This is a genomic window from Agrobacterium sp. RAC06 (assembly GCF_001713475.1).
Lineage (GTDB): Bacteria > Pseudomonadota > Alphaproteobacteria > Rhizobiales > Rhizobiaceae > Allorhizobium.
The window spans coordinates 4,231,379-4,255,501 of sequence record NZ_CP016499.1 but is presented as its reverse complement, the minus strand read 5'-3'; the positions used below and the strand labels follow the sequence as shown (position 1 = coordinate 4,255,501).

23 protein-coding genes and 1 tRNA gene are annotated in these 24,123 nt (G+C 61.7%); 9 read left to right on the top strand and 15 right to left on the bottom strand.

What is annotated here, in order from left to right:
• Positions 1-12: 12 nt before the first annotated feature.
• Together BSY240_RS20170 and BSY240_RS20165 are read right to left on the bottom strand one after the other, a co-directional pair.
• Complete coding sequence (locus BSY240_RS20170) at positions 13-1,005, bottom strand: Ldh family oxidoreductase (protein WP_069043502.1); 993 nt, start codon at positions 1,003-1,005, stop codon at positions 13-15.
• A 33-nt stretch (positions 1,006-1,038) separates the two neighbouring features.
• Positions 1,039-1,809, bottom strand: a complete 771-nt coding sequence (locus BSY240_RS20165) for an HpcH/HpaI aldolase family protein (protein ID WP_069043501.1) — start codon at positions 1,807-1,809, stop codon at positions 1,039-1,041.
• A gap of 186 nt (positions 1,810-1,995) precedes the next feature.
• On the opposite strand from BSY240_RS20165, the gene BSY240_RS20160 reads away from it, so the two are divergent.
• Positions 1,996-2,685, top strand: a complete 690-nt coding sequence (locus BSY240_RS20160) for a spermidine synthase (RefSeq protein WP_069043500.1) — start codon at positions 1,996-1,998, stop codon at positions 2,683-2,685.
• A 195-nt stretch (positions 2,686-2,880) separates the two neighbouring features.
• Here the strand turns inward: BSY240_RS20160 and dgcA are convergent, their stop codons facing one another.
• Positions 2,881-3,864: an N-acetyl-D-Glu racemase DgcA gene (dgcA, locus tag BSY240_RS20155; RefSeq protein WP_069043499.1), complete on the bottom strand. Its 984-nt coding sequence runs from the start codon at positions 3,862-3,864 to the stop codon at positions 2,881-2,883.
• A gap of 180 nt (positions 3,865-4,044) precedes the next feature.
• On the opposite strand from dgcA, the gene mnmA reads away from it, so the two are divergent.
• Complete coding sequence (gene mnmA, locus BSY240_RS20150) at positions 4,045-5,241, top strand: tRNA 2-thiouridine(34) synthase MnmA (protein WP_069043498.1); 1,197 nt, start codon at positions 4,045-4,047, stop codon at positions 5,239-5,241.
• 159 nt (positions 5,242-5,400) lie between these two features.
• Positions 5,401-5,477: transfer RNA gene (locus tag BSY240_RS20145), tRNA-Met, on the top strand.
• Between the two features lie 33 nt (positions 5,478-5,510).
• On the opposite strand, the gene mauJ is transcribed toward BSY240_RS20145, so the two are convergent.
• The 4 genes from mauJ to BSY240_RS23770 all read right to left on the bottom strand — a co-directional run bounded on the left by mauJ (position 5,511) and on the right by BSY240_RS23770 (position 9,215).
• Positions 5,511-6,839: a methylamine utilization protein MauJ gene (gene mauJ / locus BSY240_RS20140; protein ID WP_069043497.1), complete on the bottom strand. Its 1,329-nt coding sequence runs from the start codon at positions 6,837-6,839 to the stop codon at positions 5,511-5,513.
• Positions 6,840-6,921: 82 nt separating this feature from the next.
• The gene (locus tag BSY240_RS20135; RefSeq protein ID WP_069043496.1) at positions 6,922-7,563 is read right to left on the bottom strand and encodes a ThuA domain-containing protein; all 642 of its coding nucleotides are present in this window, start codon (positions 7,561-7,563) and stop codon (positions 6,922-6,924) included.
• A 22-nt stretch (positions 7,564-7,585) separates the two neighbouring features.
• Positions 7,586-8,686, bottom strand: a complete 1,101-nt coding sequence (locus BSY240_RS20130) for a Gfo/Idh/MocA family protein (RefSeq protein WP_069043495.1) — start codon at positions 8,684-8,686, stop codon at positions 7,586-7,588.
• A 127-nt stretch (positions 8,687-8,813) separates the two neighbouring features.
• On the bottom strand, positions 8,814-9,215 hold the full coding sequence (locus BSY240_RS23770; RefSeq protein WP_082347569.1) for a four-helix bundle copper-binding protein: 402 nt from the start codon (positions 9,213-9,215) through the stop codon (positions 8,814-8,816).
• 161 nt (positions 9,216-9,376) lie between these two features.
• Here BSY240_RS23770 and BSY240_RS20120 point away from each other — a divergent pair, with 161 nt between their 5' ends.
• The gene (locus BSY240_RS20120) at positions 9,377-9,961 is read left to right on the top strand and encodes a transglycosylase SLT domain-containing protein (RefSeq protein WP_069043493.1); all 585 of its coding nucleotides are present in this window, start codon (positions 9,377-9,379) and stop codon (positions 9,959-9,961) included.
• Positions 9,962-10,148: 187 nt separating this feature from the next.
• The gene (locus BSY240_RS20115; RefSeq protein WP_069043492.1) at positions 10,149-10,589 is read left to right on the top strand and encodes a GNAT family N-acetyltransferase; all 441 of its coding nucleotides are present in this window, start codon (positions 10,149-10,151) and stop codon (positions 10,587-10,589) included.
• A 65-nt stretch (positions 10,590-10,654) separates the two neighbouring features.
• Here BSY240_RS20115 and BSY240_RS20110 read toward each other — a convergent pair whose 3' ends face one another.
• From BSY240_RS20110 to BSY240_RS20075, 8 genes are all read right to left on the bottom strand, one after another.
• Positions 10,655-11,668 (bottom strand): Tim44 domain-containing protein, encoded by a 1,014-nt coding sequence (locus BSY240_RS20110; RefSeq protein WP_069043491.1) that lies wholly within the window; start codon positions 11,666-11,668, stop codon positions 10,655-10,657.
• A 239-nt stretch (positions 11,669-11,907) separates the two neighbouring features.
• On the bottom strand, positions 11,908-12,912 hold the full coding sequence (cydB, locus tag BSY240_RS20105; protein WP_069043490.1) for a cytochrome d ubiquinol oxidase subunit II: 1,005 nt from the start codon (positions 12,910-12,912) through the stop codon (positions 11,908-11,910).
• Positions 12,902-14,314 (bottom strand): cytochrome ubiquinol oxidase subunit I, encoded by a 1,413-nt coding sequence (locus BSY240_RS20100; protein ID WP_069043489.1) that lies wholly within the window; start codon positions 14,312-14,314, stop codon positions 12,902-12,904. Before BSY240_RS20100 ends, cydB begins: the two co-directional genes overlap by 11 nt.
• Positions 14,315-14,522: 208 nt before the next feature.
• Positions 14,523-16,118 carry a phosphoglycerate dehydrogenase gene (gene serA, locus BSY240_RS20095; RefSeq protein WP_069043488.1) on the bottom strand — a complete coding sequence of 532 codons (1,596 nt, stop codon included), beginning with the start codon at positions 16,116-16,118 and terminating at the stop codon, positions 14,523-14,525.
• An 88-nt stretch (positions 16,119-16,206) separates the two neighbouring features.
• The gene (locus BSY240_RS20090) at positions 16,207-17,385 is read right to left on the bottom strand and encodes a phosphoserine transaminase (RefSeq protein ID WP_069043487.1); all 1,179 of its coding nucleotides are present in this window, start codon (positions 17,383-17,385) and stop codon (positions 16,207-16,209) included.
• Between the two features lie 198 nt (positions 17,386-17,583).
• Positions 17,584-18,420, bottom strand: coding sequence for an outer membrane protein (locus BSY240_RS20085; protein ID WP_054148299.1), 837 nt, complete (start codon positions 18,418-18,420; stop codon positions 17,584-17,586).
• Between the two features lie 231 nt (positions 18,421-18,651).
• On the bottom strand, positions 18,652-20,931 hold the full coding sequence (locus tag BSY240_RS20080) for a methyl-accepting chemotaxis protein (RefSeq protein ID WP_069044069.1): 2,280 nt from the start codon (positions 20,929-20,931) through the stop codon (positions 18,652-18,654).
• 155 nt (positions 20,932-21,086) lie between these two features.
• Entirely contained in the window at positions 21,087-22,088 is a 1,002-nt protein-coding gene (locus tag BSY240_RS20075) for an LLM class flavin-dependent oxidoreductase (RefSeq protein ID WP_069043486.1), read from the bottom strand.
• A 152-nt stretch (positions 22,089-22,240) separates the two neighbouring features.
• On the opposite strand from BSY240_RS20075, the gene ruvC reads away from it, so the two are divergent.
• From ruvC to ruvA, 4 genes are read left to right on the top strand one after another with little or no spacing between them, the layout of a single operon-like run.
• Entirely contained in the window at positions 22,241-22,753 is a 513-nt protein-coding gene (gene ruvC / locus BSY240_RS20070) for a crossover junction endodeoxyribonuclease RuvC (RefSeq protein WP_054148296.1), read from the top strand.
• Positions 22,754-22,810: 57 nt separating this feature from the next.
• Complete coding sequence (locus BSY240_RS20065) at positions 22,811-23,062, top strand: AbrB/MazE/SpoVT family DNA-binding domain-containing protein (RefSeq protein WP_054148295.1); 252 nt, start codon at positions 22,811-22,813, stop codon at positions 23,060-23,062.
• 3 nt (positions 23,063-23,065) lie between these two features.
• The gene (locus BSY240_RS20060; protein ID WP_069043485.1) at positions 23,066-23,482 is read left to right on the top strand and encodes a type II toxin-antitoxin system VapC family toxin; all 417 of its coding nucleotides are present in this window, start codon (positions 23,066-23,068) and stop codon (positions 23,480-23,482) included.
• Positions 23,483-23,498: 16 nt separating this feature from the next.
• Entirely contained in the window at positions 23,499-24,116 is a 618-nt protein-coding gene (gene ruvA, locus BSY240_RS20055; protein ID WP_069043484.1) for a Holliday junction branch migration protein RuvA, read from the top strand.
• The last annotated feature ends 7 nt before the right edge of the window (positions 24,117-24,123 follow it).

Here is a 24,123-nt window from a genome sequence, read left to right as displayed (position 1 = left end):
CGTCATTTCCCGTCAGGCAATCGCCCGGATGGCCGCGACGACCTCGTCGTCGATCACGATGCCGTCGATCTCGGCGGCACGAGCCAGATCCTGGCCTCGCCGTCCTGGAATGCGCGCGCCTTCCTGCGCCCCGATTTCATCCGCCAGCAGCGCCAGGCGAGAGAAGACGCCGGGCCCACCTGTCGCCGTTGGATCGATGGCGATGATCGTCTGGCCGAGCGCCACGGGCGGCCCCTTGTCGTCGAACAGGGACGAGGCCTCGAAGGCATAGTTCGCGCCAATCAGGCCCGCCGAGAGAATCTCGACCATCATCGCAAGCGCTGCTCCCTTGGCTCCGCCGAGTGGCGCCATGAAGCCGTCCATCGCACGGTTGGCGTCCGTCGTCGGCTGGCCATCGGCATCAAAGGCCCAATCGTCGGGGATGGCCTCCCCCTTCTGCCGCGCCGCCATGATCTTGCCGCGCGCCACCTTGGACAGCGCCAGATCGACGACAATGGGATCTCCATTCTCGATCGGCACGGCAAAGGCGATGGGGTTGGTGCCGTAAAGCGCCTTGTTGCCGCCCCAGGGCGCCATGGAGGCCGGGGCATTGGCAAACATCAGCGCCGCCAGCCCGCGCTCTGCAAAACGCGCGACCGTCAGCCCCATGACCCCGGCATGGTGCGAGCGGTGAATGGTGGCGATCGCAATACCCTGCTCGCGCGCGATGCCGGGCAACATCTCGACGGCAAGATCGAGCGCCGGATAGGCGTAGCCGTTCATCGCATCGATGGTCAGCACGCCCGGCCTTGGTCGCGACGCCTGCGGCTTGGCTAAGCCATCCACCTTGCCGGCCCGCGCCTGGGAACTATAGGCCTCGACCCGGCGCAAGCCGTGACCGCCTTGTCCGGCAGCTTCGGCGGCCACAAGCGCGCGGGCCACGGATCGCGCATTGGCTTCATCCACGCCAGAACGGCAAAGGGCGTCGACCACAAGCGCCTCGGCTTCTACAAGTGTGAGCTTCATCGGATGTCCATGTGCATGTCGCGGGAAACAGGATCAGCCGCGCATCGACGCTGCGAGGTTGGTGGCGGCAGCGGAAAGCAGGCTGACATCCGTGGAGCAGGCAAAGAACCGGATTCCGGCCTTGCGCGCCATCGCGAGCATAGCCGGATCGCCGGACATGATGCCGACCGGCTTGCCGGCAGCAACACCCTTGCCGATCACGGTTTCGACGGCCTGCATGACCTCTGGATGCGTGGGATTGCCGCGATGGCCCATGTCGGCCGCAAGGTCGGCCGGTCCGATGAGGATCGCATCCACACCCGGCGTCGCAATGATGGCATCGGCATTCTCGACACCGAGACGGCTTTCGATCTGCGCGATCAGGCAGACCTCCGCATTCGCCGTCTCCGCATAATCGGCAATACGGCCGAAATCGGAGGCGCGGCCCAGGCTCGCGCCCATGCCGCGGATGCCCTCCGGCGGATAACGCAGGGCCTTGGCCAAGCGGTCTGCCTCTTGCCTCGTCTCGACCATCGGGATCATCAGCGTCTGCGCGCCGATATCGAGTGCCTGCTTGATCAGCCAGCTTTCGCCGACCGGCAGCCTGACGACCGGATGCGCCGGATGCCGCGCGACGGCTGCGAGTTGGGCCGCCATCAGCGGAATATCGTTCGGTCCATGCTCGCCATCGATGAGAATCCAGTCGAAGCCAGCCCCGGCGCAGACTTCCGCGACATGCGGGCTCGCCAGCGCCACCCAGAAACCGACAAGCAGTTCGTTGGTTTCGTAGAGAGCGGCCTTGAAGGCATTCTTGGGGGCGGGCATGGGCATTCTCCAACTGCAGGACGTGTCGACACGATGTGTTCGAGGCGCAAGATGCGCTCTGGCGGACGCAAACCGCAAGGGCCAATCAAACACCTTTGGTACGGACGGCGATTGGCGGCCACAGTTGAAGCCGGCCGTCCCGTCGTGATACGGGCAGCCGAGACCCCAACGCGCAGGAATTGCCCCATGCTCCCCTGGATTCAGCTCGACACGGCCAAGATACCCGGCGGCGGCGAATTGCGCTTGAAGAGCCGCGGCACGGAATTCTCCATCATGCTCGGCACCAACGAGCTGATGAACAGCCGCCTTAGCGGCTCCGAGGAAGCGCTCGCCACCCTCGCCTTCGAGCGGATCGCGACCCACAAGCGCCCACATATCCTGATCGGCGGCCTCGGCATGGGCTTCACGCTTCGCGCCGCGCTTGGCGTGCTTCCTCAGGATGCAAAGGTCACCGTCGCCGAACTCGTGCCCGCCGTCGTCGACTGGGCGCGCGGCCCGATGGCCGAGATCTATGCCGGCAGCCTCGACGACCCGCGCGTGGCAATTCACGTCGGTGACGTCGGCGCCCTGATTGCCAAATCCAAGGGTCAGTTCGATGCGATCCTGCTCGACGTCGACAATGGCCCAGATGGCCTCACACGCGAGGCGAACGACGGCCTCTATTCCCATGATGGCTTACGCAAATCCAAGTCGGCCCTCACCCGAGGCGGTGTGCTCGGCGTCTGGTCGCAGGGGCCAGATCAGCACTTCACGCGCCGCTTGAAGGATTGCGGCTATGGCGTGGAGGAGATTCCCGTCCGCGCGGGGAGAACCGGTCGCGGCAAGAAGCATGTGATTTGGATGGCGAAGAACGGGCCGTTGGCTCCGAAGAGCTGAGCCGACACGCCAACACACCCCCTCTGGCCTGCCGGCCAGCTCCCCCACATGGGGGGAGAGGACCCCCGGATGCCCTTCCGCCAGCTTGAGCGCAAAGAACCTTCAGCCGATCGCAAAGCGGTTAATCAGAGGCGCAGACGGCAGGGCTGGGTTAAGCCCTCCCCCTTGTGGGGAGGGTTTGGGAGGGGACTTTCTTTAGCCCCACAATTCACGCGGCGGCAGCGGCATCACCGCGCCGTCATAGGCGATCGAAGGCTCGCGATCGCGCGCCAGAAGCAGCGGCCCGTCGAGATCGACAAAGGCAGCCCCCTGGCCGATCAGAAAGGCAGGCGCCATGGCAAGCGATGTGCCGACCATACAGCCGACCATGATCTCGAAACCGGCTTCCACCGCCGCATCGCGCATCAGAAGCGCTTCCGTCAGCCCGCCGGTCTTGTCGAGCTTGATGTTGACCGCATCATACTTGCCCTTCAGCGAGGCGAGCGATGCCGTGTCGTGGCAGCTCTCGTCGGCACAGACCGGCAGCACGCGGTCGAGCCCGAGAAGCGCATCATCGCCTCCAGCCGGAAACGGCTGCTCGACGAGCTTCACCCCAAGATCGAGAAACACAGGCGCCAGCGCCTTGTACTGGTCGAGGCTCCAGCCCTCATTGGCATCGACGATGATCGCAGACGTCGGCGCGCCCGCCCTGACGGCCCGGATGCGCTCGATATCATCAGCGCCGCCGAGCTTGACCTTCAGCAGCGGTCGCGCCGCCTCCTTCTCCGCCGCCGCCTGCATGCTCTCTGGGCTACCGAGCGACAGCGTGTAGGTGACCGATAGCGGCTTTGGCTCTTGTAACTTGAGAAGTTGCCAGACCGAGAGCCCCGCCCGCTTGGCCTCCAGATCCCAAAACGCGCAGTCCAGCGCATTGCGCGCCGCCCCCGGCTTCAGCCGGCTTTGCAGCCCGGCCCGGTCGAGCCCTTGGCGTACCTCCGGCACCAGCGCCGTGAGCAACTCGACAACGCTCTCCACCGTCTCGCCATAACGCGCATAGGGCACGCATTCGCCCTGTCCAACATGCGCGCCATCCGTCAGCCGCACCGTGACCACCTTCGCCTCGGTCTTCGACCCGCGCGAAATCGTGAAGCTGCCGGATATCGGGAAGCTCTCGGGCGTGACGGTCATCTGGACGGGCATGGGATCTCCTCTCACGGGCAATCCCCGCGAATCGCTGCTCTTGCACGAAGATGCAATCCTTTCTATATCCGTCAACATAAGGCCCGGCACTGGCAGCGCGCGAAAACGCCCGCAAAGCCTGAAGCCAGATCCCCGCATATTGCGGGCTGAACGGTCACATGAAGCACAGAGACGAAGCCCGTGAACACGCTGGATTTTGACAAGAGACCGGAAGATACGCGCGTCGTCGTCGCCATGTCGGGCGGCGTGGACTCATCCGTCGTCGCCGGCATCCTGAAGCGCGAGGGCTATGACGTCCTCGGCATCACGCTGCAGCTTTACGACCATGGCGCCGCCGTCCACCGCGCCGGCTCCTGCTGCGCCGGCCAGGACATCGACGATGCCCGCCGCGTCTGCGAAACGCTCGGCATTCCCCATTACGTGCTCGATTACGAACAGCGTTTTCGCGACACCGTGATCAACCCGTTCATGGAAAGCTATGTCGCCGGCGAAACGCCGATCCCCTGCGTGGCCTGCAACCAGACGGTCAAGTTCGCCGACCTGCTGACGACCGCACGGGAACTCGGCGCCGACGCGCTGGCGACCGGCCATTACATCCGCTCGAAGTCGGTGCCGCTCGCCAATGATCCCGGCCACCGCGCCCTCTTCCGGCCGATCGATAGCGAGCGCGACCAGAGCTATTTCCTCTTTGCCACCACGCAGGAGCAGATCGACTATCTGCGCTTCCCGCTTGGTGCCATGTCGAAGGCGGAAGTCCGCGTGCTCGCCGAAGAGATGGGCCTCGTCGTCGCCCAGAAGGCCGACAGCCAGGACATCTGTTTCGTGCCCCAGGGCAAATATGCCGACGTCATCAACAAGCTGAAGCCGAATGCGGCTCTGGCCGGCGACATCGTGCATCTCGATGGCCGGGTGCTCGGCAATCACGAAGGCATCCTGCATTACACGATCGGCCAGCGGAAGGGCTTGGGCGTCGCCACCGGCGAGCCGCTCTACGTCATCTATCTCGATGCCCGCTCGCGCCGCGTCATCGTCGGCCCGAAGGAAGCGCTGGAAACCCACCGCGTCTATCTGCGCGACATCAACTGGCTCGGCGACCGCACGCTCGCCGAAGATGCCGCAGACGGCATGCCCTGCTTCGCCAAGGTCCGCTCCACCCGCCCGCCGACGCCGGCGGTACTGCATGCCGACGAGCGCGGCGTCTATGTCGATCTCGAAATCGGCGAAGCCGGTGTGGCCCCCGGCCAGGCCTGCGTGCTCTATTCGGCAACCGGTGCCGACGCCCGCGTCTATGGCGGCGGCTTCATCGAGCGGTCGGAACGCTCGGGCACAGCCGAAAGCGCGCTGAAGGCGCTTCTCGCCAGCCCCGTGGCGGCCTGAGGCCAAGGCTTTCGGGCCGCGTGCAAGGTCTCGCGTCAAGCCGGTGGAAAGCCACGCTGTTTTTGCCCAGACCGCGCTTGACTTTGATCGGACCCTCGCCTTATAAGCCGCCCATCGCTTCGGACGGCGACGGCTTCTAGGCCCGAATGTTCGATGTGTGGCGGGGTAGCTCAGGTGGTTAGAGCGTGGGATTCATAACCCCAAGGTCGGCGGTTCAAGTCCGCCCCCCGCTACCAAAAATTTCAAATGCACATGCTGTGGTGTAGACGTCAGAGGTCGTTTTTGGCCGCACGTCTCATTTGCGCTAGATCCTCAAACCGGCGGACTTCATTCAATTCGTTTGGGTCAAGCCAGTGATTTTCGGGGATGAACGCTGAAGCTCGCCCCAGCACAATATCGTCAGGCACAGATCGCACTTGGAAAATGTACTGCCGGTAATAGTCCCAACGGAAGCGGAGCATATCCGAAACTGCTTGGGCTGCGTCGGCGGTACCGTCGTCTCCACACCAAACCCCGTTCAACAGGTCCAACTGCAGTCGCTCTTCTGCAAAATTTAAATACAGCTTGATACTAACCGGATATCTAACCGACCGACACTCGATGAGTGCGCACCCATCGGCCGCTTCGAGGAAAGTTGCTTCCAATTCATCCAACGGCGCATAGCCGTCACGCCCGACCAGCTCGAAACGTAGCCGCGGGAATCTGATCGAGCCGCAACTTTGCGCCAGTAGCGTCGCATTCTCTCTGACATCAGACGGGAACCACTCCTTAAAACCCGCCAGTTCGTACAAATGCTCTGCGTACACCGTGGAAGGAGACCTAACTCCGAACACTTGCTCGACCACAACAACGGCAAGCTCCTTTATCAGCGGATAGTCCTGGCGAAGTCGTCTCTCGTCTGAAGGGTCATCCGGATTGACCAGTGGCGAGGCGAAAGCGTGTGCGATGGCACAACGAGACGAAACGAATAGATACTGACCAACATCCGACTCTGTTTGCGTCAGCTCCTCAAGCCGCCTCCTCGCTTCGTGACCACATATGCTAGCGACAGAATTGTTAATCCATGCCATTTGTGCATGGGGGTTAGAGAACTGAACATTCAGAATTTTCAGAAAACTGAGGCAAGCATAGACTACATGGTCCATGCTCTTCCCCTCCCGATACAACGCCAATGCCAACTTGGCCTTCTCGGATAGGTTCTCCGGCAGGTCTGGAAAGTAAGCCCGATCGGTCACATCTGCGCTCTCTTTGCCGAGGCACGGATGCAGGCGTCTTCCGCCACCCCAAGCGACCACAACAGCGCTTTTGTCCTTGGACCAAGTCATTGCGCTGAGTAACTCGTTGATTGCCTTAGCGCCGACTGAATGTTCCTCAGCTTCTGCGAGTTTTAGAGCAACCGCAGCGTACATCACATCGCCATCTGGCCCGGTGCACGGCGGTACAAGGAAAAAGTCTCGGCCTTCAAAGCTCTGGATGTAAACTTGATCTGGCCAAAGAAATTCGACTTTTACGTAGCCGCAACACCAATTACCGACCTCAGTGAGTGCTCCCGAGTACACCTCTGTAACAGTTTTCAATTCGGATTTCAGCGAAGGCATTGAACGTCCTGCCAACCTTTATCAACACGGACACATAATCGATGAAGCTCGCCAGATAACGCTAGGCACCGCCCACATTGAGCTATCGCGCCGCCCAGACCAGCCCCCGTCGCACAATCTCCCGCATCTGCGGCACCTCGAACTCCGCCGCCTGGTGGCCGAGGGAGGAGTAGAACACCCTGCCCTGCCCGTGGCGGCGCTTCCACACCACCGGCATCACATGCCCGTCGATCCAGGCATCGTGCTCGCCGGTAAAGGTCGTCGTCGCCAGCACCTCGTTGTTCGGATCGACATGCATGTAATACTGCTCGGAGCGATAGGGAAAATCGCCGATGCCGGAGACGAGCGGGTCCTCGGGCTTCACGATATTGACCGTGTAGTCGTAGATATTGCCGGGATGGGCGACCCACTGGCCGCCGATCATGTATTGATACTGCACGCAGTCGCGAAAGCTGTCGCCCGCCTGGCCATGGAAGCCGCCGAGGCCGACGCCACCGCGAATGGCGAGTTCGAGGTTCTCGATCTCGGGCTTCTCGATTTTGGTCATCGTCAGCATCGGCACGATGAGGCTGTAGTCGCGGATCGCGGGATCGGCAAAGGCCGCCGTGCCCGGCTCGACGCGAACGGCAAACCCCTCCGCCTGCAGCATGCCGGAGACGATGGCGGCGCATTGGTCGGGCTGGTGCCCATCCCAGCCGCCCCAGCAAATCAAAACCTGACGCATGTAAACTTCCCTGTTTTTGTCTTCACCGGCCGATCAGGCCATCGATGAGCGATTGTTCAAGCGGCGCCGGCCGCTCCACAGTGGTGGTGATGGCGACCGTCTCGCCCCGGTCGGAAGCCGTCTGGAAGGCTTCCATGACTTCGAGCACATGCAAAGCGAGATCGCCATTCGCCCGGTGCGGGCGGTTGAAGAGAATGGCATGCGCCATGTCGGCAACGCCGAGCGAGCGCCAATTCCCTTCGGAGTAAGGCAGCGTCACGGGCTTGCCTTGCGCCTCGCCTGTCAGCGGCAGGACAAAGACGTCGCCGCCGAAATGGTTGGGATCGGGCACGATCAGCGTGCCCTCGGTGCCATAGACCTCGAGTGGCTTGTGCCAGTGCGCCGCGACGTCGAAGCTCATCGAAATCTGCACCACCGCGCCATTGGCAAAGGACATCAGCCCCGAAACATGCGTCGGCACATGCACGGGGATCGTCTCGCCCCGGCGCGGCTCGCTGCCGATCTTTCTCTCGTTCCGCACCTTGGTGGCAAAGCCCGCCACCTTCTCGACCGGGCCAAAGAGATTGACGAGATCGGTGATATAATAGGGGCCCATGTCGAGCATAGGCCCGCCACCAGCCTCGTAGTAGAAATCCGGATTGGGATGCCATCGCTCGTGGCCGGGGCACATGAAGTAGGCCGTGCCGCCGATCGGCTGACCGATCACGCCCTCATCGATCAGCCCGCGCGCCATCTGATGCGCGCCACCGAGAAAGGTATCGGGGGCTGAGCCGACCCTGAGGTTGAGCGACTTTGCCGCCTCGACCAGCCGCTTGCCCTCGGCAAAGGTCACGCCGAGCGGCTTTTCAGAATAGACATGTTTGCCGGCGGCAAGCGCTTGCAGCCCCACTTCGACATGCGCCTTGGGGATCGTCAGGTTGACGATGATCTGCACCTCCGGGTCGGCATGCAGTTCGTCGATCGTGCGCGCGGGCACACCGAATTCAGCGGCCCGACTTGCGGCGAGATCACTGTTCAGATCGGCGATACCGCAGACCTTGAGAATGGGAAAATGCTGGAGCGCCTTGAGATAAGCGCCTGAAATATTGCCGCATCCGATGATGCCGATGCCGACCTGCTGCATGCGTTGAAGATCCTCGCTCCCGGGACGAATGTCCACCTGCGATCGCCGGGCAAGAACGCGACCGTTCCTCCTCGCTGCCTAACGACCGCCCGGCAGACTGGGTGCAAATACGACTGCCGTCAACGCCTCATTGTATCCGGGTGGTCGCTTGTCGGCAGGCTTGTTCGCAAGCCCGGCAGGCCTCCGCACAGATGCGGCAATGGTCATGCATCTCGGCATGGCGGCCGCATTCCTCGCCGCAGGCGGCGCAGGCACGGGTGCAGGCCTCGACGAGCCCCTGCAGCACCTGGGCATTCCGCCCCGTACGCCGTATCGCCGCGCGCCCGGTGGCAAGGCAGATATCAGCGCAGTCCTCGTTCAGCCGGATACACTGGCGCAACTCGTCCACCATGTCTTCGGCAAGGCAGGCATCGGCACAGGAAATACAGGTCTGCGCGCAGTCAAAGCAGGCCTGAATGCAGGCGATCAGCGCGTCATTGGCGCCCCCTTCTATCTGCGGATGGGTTTCGATCATGGCGCGAATGGACATGGGTCTTGCCTCCTGTCTGCGATTGCTACTTAGGGCGTAACAGTATGCAAGGCGGAGTGTTCCCCACCCCTGATCAGGGGATGCAAGATCCGGGGGCGGTTAAGAAAACCTTTCGTTAAATTTTAATGAATAGAATGGCGGGCCTGTAGCGAGGTTTTGTCATGCGTACCGCTCTTTACTCTGCCCTCGGCGTCATGCTGATGCTGTCGGCCTGTGCCAAGCCGCCATCCCAGACCCGCAATGCCTGCGCGATTTTCGAGCAGCGCGACGGGCTGTTCAACAACTGGCGCCGCGCAGCGATCGCCGCCGAGCGCGAATATGGCGTTCCCGTCCCTATCCTGATGGCGACGATCTATACGGAATCGAGCTTCCGCCATAACGCCAAGCCGCCGCGCAAGATGATCTTCGGCTTCATCCCCGGCAAGCGCCAGTCGACCGCCTATGGCTATTCCCAGGCCCTCGACGGCACCTGGGAACGCTATCAGCGCGAAACCGGCCGCTGGGGCGCCCGCCGCACCGACTTCGCCGACGCCATCCGCTTCATCGGCTGGTATCACCGGGAGAGCGCGACGAAGGTCAACATCCCCTTGAACGACCCCTACAAGCTCTATCTGGCATATCACTCCGGCCATACCGGCTATCTGCGCGGCGCCTACAACAAGCGCCCGGAGGCGCTGAGAGGTGCCAAGCGCTTCACCGACATCACCTATACCTATGCCAAGCAGCTACAGCAGTGCCCGGGCTGAGGGTGATCTGACCGGGCGGTCAGGCCATTCAACACTTGAGGCGAAACGCCTCAAGGTCTAAAGCTTCAGGATCGTCAGCAAGAAGGAGCTTGATGCGCAGTAACGACAGCCTTTGAACCCTATGGGAACGGCTCGACAGCCGAACGCTGTCGCATGCGCATCAACAACACGACTGACGGAACAATCCATGAAATACGACCTGCAAATCCGGGCTTTTCTGCCCGAGGATACCACTCGCCTCGTCGCTATCTGGCGTTCGGCATCTGAGAAAGGACACCCCTTCCTCGTCCGCGAGCAACTGGACATCCAGGCGACCCTCGTGGCCGACCATTACTTGCCGCTGGCGGAGACCCATGTGGCGCTGCGGAACGGCGAGATCGTCGGCTTCATCAGCCTGCTGGATCAAACCATCGGTGGCCTGTTTGTCGATCCGAACCACCATGGAACGGGCATCGGCCGACAACTCGTGGAACATGCCTCGCAACTCCGCTCATGTTTGGAGCTGGAGGTCTATACGCTCAACGAACGCGCCCGCCGCTTCTACGACCGGCTTGGGTTCATGGAGACAGGCCGTCGTCCGAACGATGACAGCGGCTTACCCTTCGAGTTGATCAAGCTCGTCCGCTGACGCAAAAGGGGCCCGGCCGAAAAGCCGGGCCCCAACATGTTTTGGGTTGGAGAGTGCCGACGCACTCAGCCTTGCTCGACACCCTGGATCGCCGAGATCTGCCACTTTGTGGCGGGACGCCGCGCGAAGGTCCAGAGCTCAACGGATTCGGTGGGCGTGTTCGGATCGCCTTCGACCACGTCACCGCTCTGGCGGTCGACGACATAGTCGATCGCTTCGTAGCGCATCGCGACGGTCGCATATTCCATCTTGTCTTCGGCCCAGCTCTCAGCCACGTCGCCCTGCACCAGATGCACGTCGCGCACCTCGTTCTTGACGCCCTTGGTGGCATTCTCGCTCAGTTCCTCGGCGAGATAGGACATGGCTTCCGGTGTCGTGATGCGGCGCAGTGAACCATAGTCCTCGGCCGCATAGGCGCGCTGCATCTCCTGCAGCAGTTCCTCGAAGCGCTCGAGATCCTTCGGCGTGATGCCGAGTTCGTCAGACTGACCGGACCGGCGAGCGGAAGTCGCCGACGATGCGCCGCCGCCACCGAGTTTCGGGATCTGGAAGCTCGGACGAGCCTGATCACCGCTCTGGTTGTCACGCGCCATGCCGCCGAAGCCGCCGAAACCCGGGGCATTGCCCGGACCGGACGCCGTCGCCTGACGATTGGCAAACATGCGCATCGCAAAGCGGATCAGGAAGAAGATCAAGAGGCCCTGCAGGAGCAGGCCGAGGATGCCGAAGCCGCCGCCGAAGCCTGTGCCCATCAGCATGCCGAACAAGCCGCCGAGCAGCAGGCCACCCATCAGACCACCGGCAAGACCACCGAACAGGCCACCCGGACGCGCGGCCTGATTGGCGGCGGTGGACGGATTGGTTGCAGGCTGGTTCGCGTTGGTGCGCGGCGTCATTGTCCGCTCGATCGGCGCGGCCGGTGCCGGCGCCGTGCGTGTTGCAGCAGGGGCGTCGAAAGTACGCGTGCCGCGGCTGCCGAAGCCGCCGCTGGCGCGACGCGCCTCGGCGAAATCGACGGCCACCAGCGTGACCATCATGCCAAGCGCAAGCGTCGCGAATGTTTTTGCGTATTGCCGCATCGTGTTTCCTGTCCTCCTCGAAGCAGTCTTGAATACCTTTTTCAGGCTTGTCTCTCATATGGAGAGAGCTCGCTCTCTTTTGAAGAGAGAGCGAGCGGATTTCCATTGAATTTCAGGTGATCGAAGTCAGGCCCCAAGCCAGAACTTGATGATCAGTCCGACGATGGTGATCGCCATCACGCCGCCGGCCCAAAGGCCGACGAACCACAGCAAACGGCTGGCCATGAGGCGCTTATCCATCAGTGATAGCCCTCGTCCGGATTGAGCTTTCCACGGAAGACCCAATAGGCATAGGCCGTGTATCCGAGGATCATCGGCACGAGGATGACGGCACCGTAGAGCAGGAAGGCAAGGCTCTCGTCGGGTGCTGCCGCCTCCCAGATCGTCAGCGATGTCGGCACGATATAGGGATAGAAGCTGATCCCGATCCCGGCATAGCCGAGTACGAAGAGGCCGAGTGCCGCCAGGAAGGGCCGCGCGTCATGGCCTTTGCGCAATCCGTTGACGATCACGTAGAGGCAGCCGAGCACTAGAACCGGAACGATGATCGAGAAGATCAGGGTCGGGAACTTGAACCAGCGCTCGAAATAGAGCGGTTCGAGCCAGGGGGTCCAGAGGCTGAAGACGCCCATCGCCCCGACTGTGGCAAACGACAGAGGCAGCGCGAAGGACCGCGCCCGATCCGAGATCTCCCCTTCCGTCTTCATCACGAGCCAGGTCGCGCCGAGAAGCGCATAACCGATGACGAGAGCGGCACCGGTCGCAAGCGAAAACGGCGTCAGCCAGTCCCACCAGCCGCCGGAATAGGCGCGGTTTGCAACCGGAATGCCCTGCACCAGCGCCCCGAGCGCCACGCCCTGGAAGAAGGCCGCAACGAAGGAACCGCCGGCAAAAGCCCAGTTCCAGAGATGCTCCGCCCGCTTCGTACGCCAACGGTATTCGAAGGCGACGCCCCGGAAGATCAGCCCAAGCAGCATGATGATCAGCGGCGCGTAGAGGGCGGGCAGGATCGTCGCATAGGCGAGCGGGAAGACCGCGAGCAGCCCGCCGCCCCCGAGCACCAGCCAGGTCTCGTTGCCGTCCCAGACGGGCGCCACCGAGTTCATCATCAGATCCTTCTCATGCTTCTCCGGGAAGAAGGGAAAGAGGATACCCACGCCGAGATCGAAACCGTCGAGGATGACATAGGCAAGCACTGCAAAGGCGATGATGCCGGCCCAGATGAAGGGAAGATCAATGGGCATGTCTGCCTCCATGGTGTCCAGGCTGGGCGGCCGGCGTGATGCCGGAGGTGCGGATCGGGCCATCGTCGAGATCCGGCATCGGATCGCGCGGCAGGCGGCCCATCAGGCGCAGGATGTAAAAGGTACCGGCACCGAAGACGATGAAATAGACCACGATGAAGGCGATCAGCGAGGCCGCGACCGCGGGCGCCGCGATCGGCGAGATCGAATCGGCCGTCAGCAGATGGCCATAGACCGTATAGGGCTGACGCCCGACCTCGGTTGTGATCCAGCCGGCAAGCACGGCGACGAAACCCGAGGGTCCCACGACGAGGGCCGCGCGGTGCAGCCATCCATTGGAATAAAGCGTGCCCTTCCAGCGACACCAGAGCGAGAAGAGGCCGACCCCCAGCATCGCAAACCCGATGGCGATCATCACGCGGAAAGACCAGAAGACGATGGCGACCGGCGGCTGCAATTCGCGGGGCACAGTATCCAGACCGTCGAGCGGCGCATTGAGGTCGTGCTTGAGGATCAGACTGGAGAGTTTCGGGATCTGCACTGCATAGTCGATCCGCTGCTCGTCTTGGTTCGGGATCCCGAACAGGATCAGCGGCGCGCCCTCCGGATGGCTTTCGAAATGGCCCTCCATGGCCATCACCTTGACCGGCTGATACTCCAGCGTGTTGAGGCCGTGCATGTCGCCGGCAAAGATCTGGATCGGCGCAACGATCGCCGCCATCCACATGGCCATGGAGAACATCTTGCCTGCGCGGCGCGGCGCCGTGCGCTTGACAAGGTGCCAGGCTCCGACGGCGCCGACGACGAAGGCGGTGGTCAGATAGGCGGCGATGACCATATGAACAAGGCGATAGGGGAAGGACGGATTGAAAACGATCTTCCACCAGTCAACAGGCACAAACTGGCCGACATCGTTCATGGCAAAACCGTCAGGCGTCTGCATCCAGGAATTGACCGAGAGGATCCAGGTGGCCGAGATCAGGGTTCCGAAGGCGACCATCAGCGTCGCGAAGAAATGCAGCCCCGGCCCGACCCGGTTGCGGCCGAACAGCATGACGCCGAGGAAGCCGGCCTCGAGGAAGAAGGCGGTCAGGACCTCGTAGCCCATCAAGGGACCGATGACCGGCCCCGCCTTGTCGGAGAACACCGACCAGTTGGTGCCGAACTGGTAGGACATGACGATGCCCGAAACGACGCCCATGCCGAAAGCGACCGCAAAGATGGTCTTCCAGAAGTCGAAGAGCTCCAGATAGACCTTGTCCTTCTTCCAGAGATAGAGGCCTTCGAGCACCGCGAGATAGCTCGCAAGCCCTATGGAAAAGGCGGGAAATATGATGTGGAACGATACGGTAAAGGCAAACTGTATGCGTGCCAGGAGTTGTGCGTCGAAGTGCTCGAACATGGGATGTCCCTTCCTTCTCTCCTCCCGGAGGTGATAAACATCAACTATACCCTCGCATCGCAGAAACAATGCGACAACCCGCCATGCGTCAGTTCAACGCATATGTTTTTCCATATGTAACTTTGCGTTTGGCCGAAAGCAGCTGAAAAACAAAGACGGCGCGGGTTTGATCCCGCGCCGTCTTTGTCGATGATATCGAGAACGTCGATCAGTCGACGTTGAACACCAGAGGCTTGGCCTGCTTGACGGCCGGATTGGCGGTGAGCTGGTCAAGCACGCCCTGCTCGACCGGTCCATCGACGTAAAGGAGCGCAATCGCGTCGCCACCCTCCTTGTCGCGACCGAGCTGGAAGTTCGCGATGTTGACCTTGGCATTGCCGAGCGTGGTGCCCATGAAGCCGATCATGCCGGGAACGTCGGTGTTCGAGATGTAGATCATGTTCGGACCGACATCGGCATCCATGTTGATGCCCTTGATCTGGATGAAGCGCGGCTTGCCGTCGGAGAAGACCGTGCCGGCGACCGAGCGGGTCTGCTTCTCGGTGGTGACGGTGAGCTTGATGTAACCGTCATAGACGCCGGTCTTGTCGCGCTTCACTTCCGAGACGATGACGCCCTTTTCCTTGATCATGATCGGGGCCGAAACCATGTTCACGTCGGCCACCTGCGGGCGGATGAGACCGGCGAGCAGTGCCGAGGTCAGCGCCTTTGTGTTCATGCCGGAGGTCACGCCGTCATAGAGGATCTCGATTTCCTTGATCGGGTTTTCGGTCATCTGGCCGGCAAACGAGCCGAGCACGTCGGCGAGACGGATGAACGGCTTCAGGATCGGCGCTTCCTCAGCCGTGATCGACGGCATGTTGATGGCGTTCGAGACGGCACCCTTCATTAGGTAGTCCGACATCTGCTCGGCAACCTGCAGCGCGACATTTTCCTGGGCTTCCGTGGTCGAGGCGCCGAGATGCGGCGTGCAGACGACATTTGGCAGGCCGAAGAGCGGGCTTTCGGTCGCAGGCTCGACTTCGAAGACGTCGAAACCGGCACCGGCGACATGACCGGACTTGATGGCGTCGGCAAGGGCTGCCTCATCGACCAGACCACCACGGGCGCAGTTGACGATGCGGACACCCTTCTTCGTCTTGGCAAGCGCTTCCTTCGAGATGATACCGCGCGTCTTGTCGGTCATCGGTACATGCAGGGTGATAAAGTCAGCCTTGGCGAGCAACTCGTCCAGTTCGACCTTGGTGACGCCCATTTCCTGGGCGCGTTCGGTCGACAGGAAGGGGTCATAGGCCAGCACATGCATGCCCAGGCCGATCGCCTTCTTGCAGACGATGCCGCCGATATTGCCGGCGCCGATAACGCCGAGCGTCTTGCCGGTGATTTCGACACCCATGAACTTCGACTTTTCCCACTTGCCGGCCTGGGTCGAGGCATCGGCCTGCGGTAGCTGGCGGGCAACGGCAAACATCAGGGCGATGGCGTGTTCTGCCGTCGTGATCGAGTTGCCGAAAGGCGTGTTCATCACGATGATGCCGCGCTTGGAGGCAGCCGGGATATCGACATTGTCGACGCCGATACCGGCGCGGCCGATGACCTTGAGGTTGGTCGCAGCAGCGATCAGCTTTTCCGTCGCCTTGGTGGCGGAGCGGATGGCGAGGCCATCATAATTGCCGATGATTTCGGCGAGTTTTTCCTTGTCCTTGCCGAGCTTCGGCTGGAAATCGACTTCGACGCCGCGATCACGGAAGATCTGGACGGCGGTTTCAGACAATTCGTCGGATACGAGAACGCGAGGTGCCATGACGAGGCCTCCTTCAGAGAGTTCGTTTGAAGAAAATGATGAGAATTGCGGGGCTCCGCCGGTCAGGCGGAGCCGAAATCGTCCAGGATCAGGCGGCAGCCTTGGCGAGAGACGCCTTCTGCGTCTCGTAGGCAAAGGTGAGCCACGGCATCAGTGCTGCCATGTCAGCGGTCTCGATCGTGGCACCCGCCCAGATGCGAAGGCCGGCCGGCGCATCGCGGTAAGCACCGATGTCATAGGCAACACCCTGCTTTTCCAGGATGCTGGCAATGCCCTTGGCAAAGGCAGCCTGGGCATCGGCATCGAGTGCCGTAATCGCAGGGTCAACGATCTTGACGCAGACCGAGGTGTTGGAGCGCGTCGCGTCATCAACGGCCAGATTGGCAATCCAGTCGTTTTCCTCGATGAAGTCGAAGATGACCTTGGCATTGGCGTCGGCGCGAGCGATCAGGGCTTCGAGGCCGCCGATCGACTTTGCCCACTTCAAGGCATCGACATAGTCCTCGACGCAGAGCATGGACGGCGTGTTGATCGTTTCGCCGACAAAGATGCCTTCGATCAGCTTGCCGCCCGAGGTCATGCGGAAGATCTTCGGCAGCGGCCAGGCCGGAACATAGGTCGTCAGGCGCTCGACGGCACGAGGGCTGAGGATGATCACGCCGTGACCGCCTTCACCGCCCAGAACCTTCTGCCAGGAGAAGGTGGTGACATCGAGCTTGGAGAAGTCGAGGTCCTGCGCGAAAGCCGCCGAGGTGGCGTCGCAGATCGTCAGGCCCTTGCGATCCGCAGGGATGAAGTCGGCATTCGCAACGCGCACACCCGATGTCGTGCCGTTCCAGGTAAAGACGACATCGCGGTCGAAATCGACTTCGGCAAGGTTCGGAAGCAGGCCGTAATCGGCATTGAACTTGCGGACATCGGCAAGCTTCAGCTGCTTCACCACATCGGTGACCCAGCCGGCGCCAAAGCTTTCCCAGGAAAGCATGTCCACGCCACGTTCGCCGAGCAGCGACCACATGGCCATTTCAACGGCGCCCGTGTCGGAGGCCGGAACGATGCCGATGCGGTAATCAGCGGGAACGTTGAGAATTTCGCGGGTAAGGTCGATGGCCAGCTTCAGCTTTTCCTTGCCGACCTTGGCGCGGTGCGAGCGACCGAGCGGGGCATCGGAAAGCGCATCGAGCGACCAACCGGGACGCTTCGAGCATGGGCCAGACGAAAAATGAGAGTTTGCCGGACGCGCGGCGGGGGCGATGATATCAGCCATATAGATACCCTTCCAGGTAATTAGCCTCTCGTTGGGGAGAGGTGTCCCGCCGTCGGAACTACTCCTGTCGCCCATGTCAGTCAAGCGGGTCTTGTCGCACGAGGAGAAATTTTTGTTCCGTCTGCGCCGCCACAGCGACGGGCTGAAACGCAAAAGGGCTGCCCTAAGGCAGCCCTGTGCATGATCGCGGAATGGATCTTACTTGTAGACAGGCAGCTCTGCCGGCGGCTGGTAGGCCACAGGCGTTTCGCAACCACCGAAGACATAACGCGCGCCAGCATGGACGCTGTGGCTGTTGAAGCCCTTGTCGTAGCCGGGGCCGCCGTTCAGAGCGTAGCCGAACATGTCGCCGCCGGCTGTGTGACGGAAGCGATAACCGACATCGGCCTTGACGTTGCAGGTTACATCGATCGAGGCGCCGGCCATCAGCTGATAGGCGAAGCGCCAGCTGCCTGCGCCGTGATGCTCGACGGTTGCGTCACAGTTGGACGAGTTGTTGTCCGCACACGAAGTGTTGCGAAGCTTGTCCCACTTTACGTAGGAACCGCCGATACCACCGCCAATATAGGGCGTGAAATACGCATAAGTGCCGAGGTCGACATAGGCGTTGGCCATCAGCGTGTAGGCGCGCATCGACGTGATGTCGCGCGAGGTGCATGCGGTCGAAACGCCGCAGGAGCCGCGAGTCGAACCGTTGAAGTCGGCCTTGGTCAGGTAGTCAAACGTCAAGTCCGTGCGCAGATAGCTGTTGATCTGGTAACCGACGCCGCCGCCGACCCAGAAGCTGTCCTTGATCGAGGACGTGGCGAAATCGACCTGGTTATTGTTGCTGCCCTGAAAATAGTTGGCGCCGCGCAGCTTGTTGAAGCTGTAGCCGAGATCGCCGCGCAGGTACCAGCCGGAGGCTTCCGCAACGGCAACCTCGGGAGCATCGACATAAACGGGCTGCGGTTCGGGCTGATAGACATCGGCGGCGTAGGCGGCCGAGCTGGCAAGCAGTGCGGCCGTTGCCACGGCAAGAATGGTTTTCGTCATAACAGGATACTCCAAATCCCAGCGTTGTCGCGTCAGGCTGTCGCAGACCCAACATCCTGAATTGGGACAGATAATGGAGTGGAAAGGTTAAGTTCGGATTAACTACAGATCTTAACTTTAGACATTATCTATTTGCTTACCTCGATACTTGCTGCGAGACGTCAGGGCGAAAACAAAATGCGGCCCCGCAGGGCCGCATTTCAGTATCTCGCCGGTGTGTCCGCGGAATGCTCAGGCGGCGTGGCGCACCGAGCCGGAGCGCTCGGCCCCCAGGGTAAACAGCCCGAGCCGCTGGTCCATTTCCGCGGCCTCGCCCGCGAGACGATGGATGGCGGCAGTCGTCTCCTCGACCATGGCGGCATTCTGCTGTGTCATCGCATCGAGCTGGTTCACCGAGGTGTTGATGTCGACCAGCGTTTGCGCCTCTTCACGGGTGGACTCCATGATCTCGGCGATATGGCTGTTGATCGACAGCACATGCGAGCCGATACCATCAAGCGCATTGCCGGCCTTTTCGACCAGCTTCACGCCGTGATCGACCTCGCCGCGTGACTTGGAGAGCAGACCGGCGATCTCCTTCGCCGCATTCGACGACCGCTGGGCGAGCTCGCGAACCTCCTGCGCGACAACGGCGAAGCCCTTGCCGCTCTCGCCCGCACGCGCCGCCTCGACGCCGGCATTGAGCGCAAGCAGATTGGTCTGGAAAGCGATCTCGTCGATCACCGAAACGATCTTGTTGATCTCCATCGATGATCCCTGGATCGCCTCCATCGCCGCTATGGTATCGCGCATGATGTGGCCGGACATCGCGGTATCGTCCCGCGCGGCCCGTGCGATCCGTTCGGCTTCCTCCGCTCGTGCGATCTGTACCTTGACCGCACCGGTGATCTCCTGGATTGCCGTGGCAGCCTGCGAGATCGCAGCCGCCTGCCGCTCGGTCCGTTCGGCGAGCTGGTCGGCACCCGCCCGCATCTCCTCGGAGCCTTCACGGACGGCGACCGAATTACCGCCGATACCGCCAAGCGTGGCGCTCAGTGTCTCGATCGCCTTGTTGAAGTTAGAACGCAGCGCCTCGAGATCGGCCGGAAAACGGGATTCGATGCGGAAGGCGAGATCGCCCGCGGCCAGCCTGTCCAGCCCCTGATCGAGGGTTTCGACCACGTCCTGCAGGGTTCGAGCTTCGCTGTCGCGCTCTTCCATACGCTGGCGGCGTTCCTCTTCGGCGCGCGCCCGTTCTTCCCGGCGCTCGGCAGATTGCCGCTGCTGCTCGATCAGCGCCAGGCGGAAGCGTTCGAGCGCCCGCGCCATGCTGCCGATCTCGTCGCGCCGCTCCTGGTTCGCAACGGGATGCTCGATTTCACCATCGGCCACAGCACCAGTAAAAGCGACAAGGCGCTCAAGCGGCGCGAACAATCGGCGCGTAAAGACCCAGGTCGCGGCGGCAAGCACGCCGAGCGCGATCAGGCCGGTCACGAACAGGATCGTCGCAATGCGGATCGAGCCGGCTTCGAGCTCGGCCGTTGTCAGGCTTTCCGTCACCACGAAGCTCTGGTCACCGAAGCCGATGCGCCGGCCATAGACCATGGCGGCACCTTCGGGACGTTCGCCGGACTGCACGGAAACGCCGTCGCCCGACATGGTGAAATCAGCCTTGATGTCGGTGAGTTTGCCGGAGGCATCAAGCGCGATCCCGGTCCCCTCGCCTGAAAGAATGGCGGCCTTCTGGCTGCTTCCGGCGACAATGCCCTTGGACAGAAGGTTCTCGAAGACATCGGCCTTCACCTGGAACATCAGGCTGCCCTTGTAACCACCGAGCTTGACGAAGGGTACGGCGAAATAAATGTCCGGGGCAGCCGGATCTGCCCCCACCGACAGGCCGGAGAAGTTGACGCCGACGACATCGTCGACCGCTGCTGCCGCCGCCTGCACCGACTGCTGGAACACGCGCCCGAGGTTCGTCGCGGCATAACTTCCCTCCGCGAGATTTTCCCCGAAAGCAGCCCCCTTCCTGAAGGAGTAGATGACGTTGCCGTTCTGGTCGGCGATTAGCATGTCGCTGAAGCTCGTGCCTTCGAGATAGGCTCCAATCTGGGCCTGCGTGGTCTCGTGCGTCGAATAGTAGAAGCCACTCGGACCCTCAGGCTTCAGCAGCTTCTCGCGCTCGCCGGGCGGATTGGGATTTTCCGTGACGAAGACCCGCTGCAGTTCGGCTTTCGCGTCGCCCGTGCTTTTGCTGATCGTGTTCCAACCGCTCTTCAGTCCGGTCATCGACTGCTGCAGCGTCTCGATCTTGGCGATGGAGGCCGCCTGGTTTTCCAGGGCCTGGAGCTTCTCCGTCAGCATGTCGCCGCGGAAGGTCAACATGCTGGTCATCGCCTTCTCGGTCTGCTCGCCGAACAGCGCACTGGAGCTGCGATAGGCAAAGACATTGAGGAGCGCGACGGTGATGAAAGTCAGAACGAGAAAGACCGCAATGACTTTGAACGAAAGCGAGTGGATGCGAGCTGTCATGATTGTTGTTCCCCTGAGCAGCCCGGCCAGAAGACCTGCGCCCATAGTTCATGGCCTGCCAATTCGAGTCGGCAGGCTCCCCTTATGCGGGAACAATCACCCTTGGCGCTTAATCGGGGGTAAAGATCTCAGGCTAAACCCTGTAATCCAGGGGGTCAGGCCGTCTGCTCGACGCCCTGTCTGAGACCTGCAAACAGTTCGACAGACCGTAGGCGGGCGTAAAGGTCATGCACCGGCGTCGAGACGATCACCTCGTCGGGACGGACCGCCGCGAGGAAGCGCTCCAGTTTGTCCAATGCGGTCTCCCGCGACCCAACGATGGAATAACGCAGCGTATGTTCGACCCCGATGCGCTCGATCTCGGTCCAGAAACCCTCCATTGTGTCGACGGGACGCGGAAAAGCCCGGCGGATGTTGCGTCGCAAATTGACGAACTGCTGCTGTGCCGAGGTGAAGAGGTGCGACGCCTCTGCATCCGTTTCGGCGATGGCTGCCATGACCCCGACCATGACGTACGGCTTCTGCAGGCCCGCCGAGGGCTGGAAGCGTTCGCGATAGATCTCGACGGCTTCGAGGAGCTGATCGGGCGCAAAATGCGAGGCGAAGGCATAAGGCAGCCCCAGCGCCGCGGCGAGATGCGCGCTGTAGAGACTGGAACCGAGGAGCCAGATCGGCACATGGCTGTTCATGCCGGGCACGGCGATCAAGCCGGCTTCTTCATCCGGAGCCCCGAGCAGCCGCTGCAATTCGATGATGTCATGGGGGAAGCTCTCAGCGCCTGCTTCCATGTTGCGGCGAAGGGCGCGCGCCGTGCGCATGTCGGTGCCCGGAGCTCGACCGAGACCGAGCTCTATGCGCCCCGGATAAAGCGCCTCCAGCGTTCCGAACTGTTCCGCGATCACCAGCGGCGAGTGATTGGGCAGCATGATGCCGCCCGAACCGACGCGGATCGTCTGCGTGCCGGCAGCGACATGCGAAATGACGAGTGCGGTTGCAGCGCTGGCGATACCGGGCATGCCATGATGTTCGGCAAGCCAGAAGCGACGGTAGCCGTTTTTCTCCGCCACCTGGGCAAGCCGCCGCGATGCATCAAGCGCTTCGCGCACACTATGCCCTTCGGCAATCGGGGAGAGGTCGAGAATGGAAAACGGGATCATGTCGGCGGCCTTCGGTCTGTTAGACCTATCATGTAGGGAGAGCCGAACAGGCGCCCAAGAGGCGACGATGATAAATTATAATCACTTCGTTTGTTTTTGTTTTGTTCACATTTCAGTGGCACTCCTCCCCTGACCTTCACTAGGATTTGGCCATGACTTCAACGATTCGCATCATCGGCATCGATCCGGGCCTTCGCCGCTGCGGCTGGGGCGTGATCGAGACACTCGGCAACTCGCTGCGGTTCGTCGCTTCGGGTACGGTCACCTCCGACGGAGACATGGACCTCGCATCGCGCCTTTGCCAGTTGCATGACGGATTGGCCGAAGTGGTCCATGCCTACAAACCCGACGAAGCGGCCGTCGAACAGACCTTCGTCAACAAGGACGCGGTGGCCACCCTGAAGCTCGGCCAGGCACGTGGGATCGCCATGCTGGTCCCTGCCCGCGCCGGTTTGCCGGTTGCCGAATATGCCCCGAATGCCGTGAAAAAAGCCGTCATCGGCGTCGGCCATGGCGAAAAGGCACAGATCCACATGATGCTGAAGATCCTGATGCCGAAGGCCGAATTCAAGGGCAATGACGCGGCCGATGCCCTCGCCATCGCCATCTGTCATGCCCATAATCGCGGCGGTGATCGCATGCGAAAGGTGCTGGCCTCCGCCTGATTTGTTCTTGACTTGTTCCATCTGTAAGATTTATTCTTACCTGATCGGAGGCGAGCCATGCGTGTGACATCAAAAGGTCAGGTAACCATTCCCCGCGATCTGCGTGAACTCATAGGCATCGAGCCGAATTCCGAAGTCGTGTTTACCGTCGAGGACGGCCGCTTGATGCTGACGCCGAAAAATGGAGCCGAGGCCCAGCAAGAAAAGACGCGCTTGGCAGGCCTGATGGAAGCATTGGCGCGACTGGAAGGGACCGGCGATCCGGAAATCAATGCAGACACGCTGATGCAGATGACCAGGGATCGCTGAACGATGGCTGTTATGGTCGACACCAACGTGCTGGTGGACGTCGCGGTGCGCGATCCAATATGGCTCGCCTGGTCGCGTGGCCAGTTGATGCGGCTGGCAAAAGACGAACCGCTTGTCATCAACCCGATCATCTATTCGGAGTTTTCGGTACGATATTCCGATCGCGATGAAGTCGAGGAATTGCTTCCGCCGTCAGATTTCCACCGGGAAAACCTGCCCTGGGCAGCCGCTTTCGCAGCCGGCGTGGCCTTTCGCATCTATCGCCGCGCCGGCGTAGGACGTGATCGGGTTCTCCCCGACTTCCTCATCGGCGCCCACGCCGCGATCCGCAATCACAAGATCCTGACAAGAGACCCCAAGAGCTATCGCACCTACTTTCCAGACGTGCCCCTCATCTCCCCCGAAACCCATCCCCTGTAACGCGACGGACGCATCCATGATCGGCAAACTCAAAGGCACCATCGACGAAATCGGCGACGATTACGTCCTCGTCGATGTCCACGGCGTCTGCTACGTCGCGCATTGCTCGGCCCGCACCCTGTCGCGCATCGGCTCTGCCGGTGAAGCCGTCGTCCTGTTCATCGAGACCTATGTGCGCGAAGACCAGCTGAAACTCTTCGGCTTCATGAGCGCGCTAGAGCGCGAGTGGTTCAACCTCTTGCAAAGCGTGCAAGGTGTCGGCGCCAAGGTGGCGCTCGCCGTCCTCTCGACGCTCACCCCGTCGGAACTGGCGAATGCGATCGCGCTACAGGACAAGGCTGCAATCTCCCGCGCACCCGGCGTCGGCCCGAAAGTCGCGCTGCGCCTCGTCACAGAACTGAAGAACAAGGCACCCGCCTTTGCCGGCGAGGCCGCCGCCAATATCGGCCTCAAGCAGGAACTTGGCGAAGGCGTAGCCTCCGCCCCCGTCGCCGATGCTGTCTCGGCGCTCACCAATCTCGGCTATTCCCGCGATCAGGCTGCAAACGCGATCGCAGCAGCCTTGAAGAACGGCGGCGAAGGGGCTGACAGCGCCAAGTTGATCCGGCTGGGGCTGAAGGAGCTGTCGCGGTGATCACTCC

Bases quoted from the DNA above. Each gene is read 5' to 3' on its own strand.
- BSY240_RS20170 (WP_069043502.1), bottom strand. From the start codon at position 1,005: ATGAAGCTCACACTTGTAGAAGCCGAGGCGCTTGTGGTCGACGCCCTT.
- BSY240_RS20165 (WP_069043501.1), bottom strand. From the start codon at position 1,809: ATGCCCGCCCCCAAGAATGCCTTCAAGGCCGCTCTCTACGAAACCAAC.
- BSY240_RS20160 (WP_069043500.1), top strand. From the start codon at position 1,996: ATGCTCCCCTGGATTCAGCTCGACACGGCCAAGATACCCGGCGGCGGC.
- dgcA (WP_069043499.1), bottom strand. From the start codon at position 3,864: ATGCCCGTCCAGATGACCGTCACGCCCGAGAGCTTCCCGATATCCGGC.
- mauJ (WP_069043497.1), bottom strand. From the start codon at position 6,839: ATGCCTTCGCTGAAATCCGAATTGAAAACTGTTACAGAGGTGTACTCG.
- BSY240_RS20135 (WP_069043496.1), bottom strand. From the start codon at position 7,563: ATGCGTCAGGTTTTGATTTGCTGGGGCGGCTGGGATGGGCACCAGCCC.
- BSY240_RS20130 (WP_069043495.1), bottom strand. From the start codon at position 8,686: ATGCAGCAGGTCGGCATCGGCATCATCGGATGCGGCAATATTTCAGGC.
- BSY240_RS23770 (WP_082347569.1), bottom strand. From the start codon at position 9,215: ATGTCCATTCGCGCCATGATCGAAACCCATCCGCAGATAGAAGGGGGC.
- BSY240_RS20120 (WP_069043493.1), top strand. From the start codon at position 9,377: ATGCGTACCGCTCTTTACTCTGCCCTCGGCGTCATGCTGATGCTGTCG.
- BSY240_RS20115 (WP_069043492.1), top strand. From the start codon at position 10,149: ATGAAATACGACCTGCAAATCCGGGCTTTTCTGCCCGAGGATACCACT.
- BSY240_RS20110 (WP_069043491.1), bottom strand. From the start codon at position 11,668: ATGCGGCAATACGCAAAAACATTCGCGACGCTTGCGCTTGGCATGATG.
- cydB (WP_069043490.1), bottom strand. From the start codon at position 12,912: ATGCCCATTGATCTTCCCTTCATCTGGGCCGGCATCATCGCCTTTGCA.
- BSY240_RS20100 (WP_069043489.1), bottom strand. From the start codon at position 14,314: ATGTTCGAGCACTTCGACGCACAACTCCTGGCACGCATACAGTTTGCC.
- serA (WP_069043488.1), bottom strand. From the start codon at position 16,118: ATGGCACCTCGCGTTCTCGTATCCGACGAATTGTCTGAAACCGCCGTC.
- BSY240_RS20090 (WP_069043487.1), bottom strand. From the start codon at position 17,385: ATGGCTGATATCATCGCCCCCGCCGCGCGTCCGGCAAACTCTCATTTT.
- BSY240_RS20085 (WP_054148299.1), bottom strand. From the start codon at position 18,420: ATGACGAAAACCATTCTTGCCGTGGCAACGGCCGCACTGCTTGCCAGC.
- BSY240_RS20080 (WP_069044069.1), bottom strand. From the start codon at position 20,931: ATGACAGCTCGCATCCACTCGCTTTCGTTCAAAGTCATTGCGGTCTTT.
- BSY240_RS20075 (WP_069043486.1), bottom strand. From the start codon at position 22,088: ATGATCCCGTTTTCCATTCTCGACCTCTCCCCGATTGCCGAAGGGCAT.
- ruvC (WP_054148296.1), top strand. From the start codon at position 22,241: ATGACTTCAACGATTCGCATCATCGGCATCGATCCGGGCCTTCGCCGC.
- BSY240_RS20065 (WP_054148295.1), top strand. From the start codon at position 22,811: ATGCGTGTGACATCAAAAGGTCAGGTAACCATTCCCCGCGATCTGCGT.
- BSY240_RS20060 (WP_069043485.1), top strand. From the start codon at position 23,066: ATGGCTGTTATGGTCGACACCAACGTGCTGGTGGACGTCGCGGTGCGC.
- ruvA (WP_069043484.1), top strand. From the start codon at position 23,499: ATGATCGGCAAACTCAAAGGCACCATCGACGAAATCGGCGACGATTAC.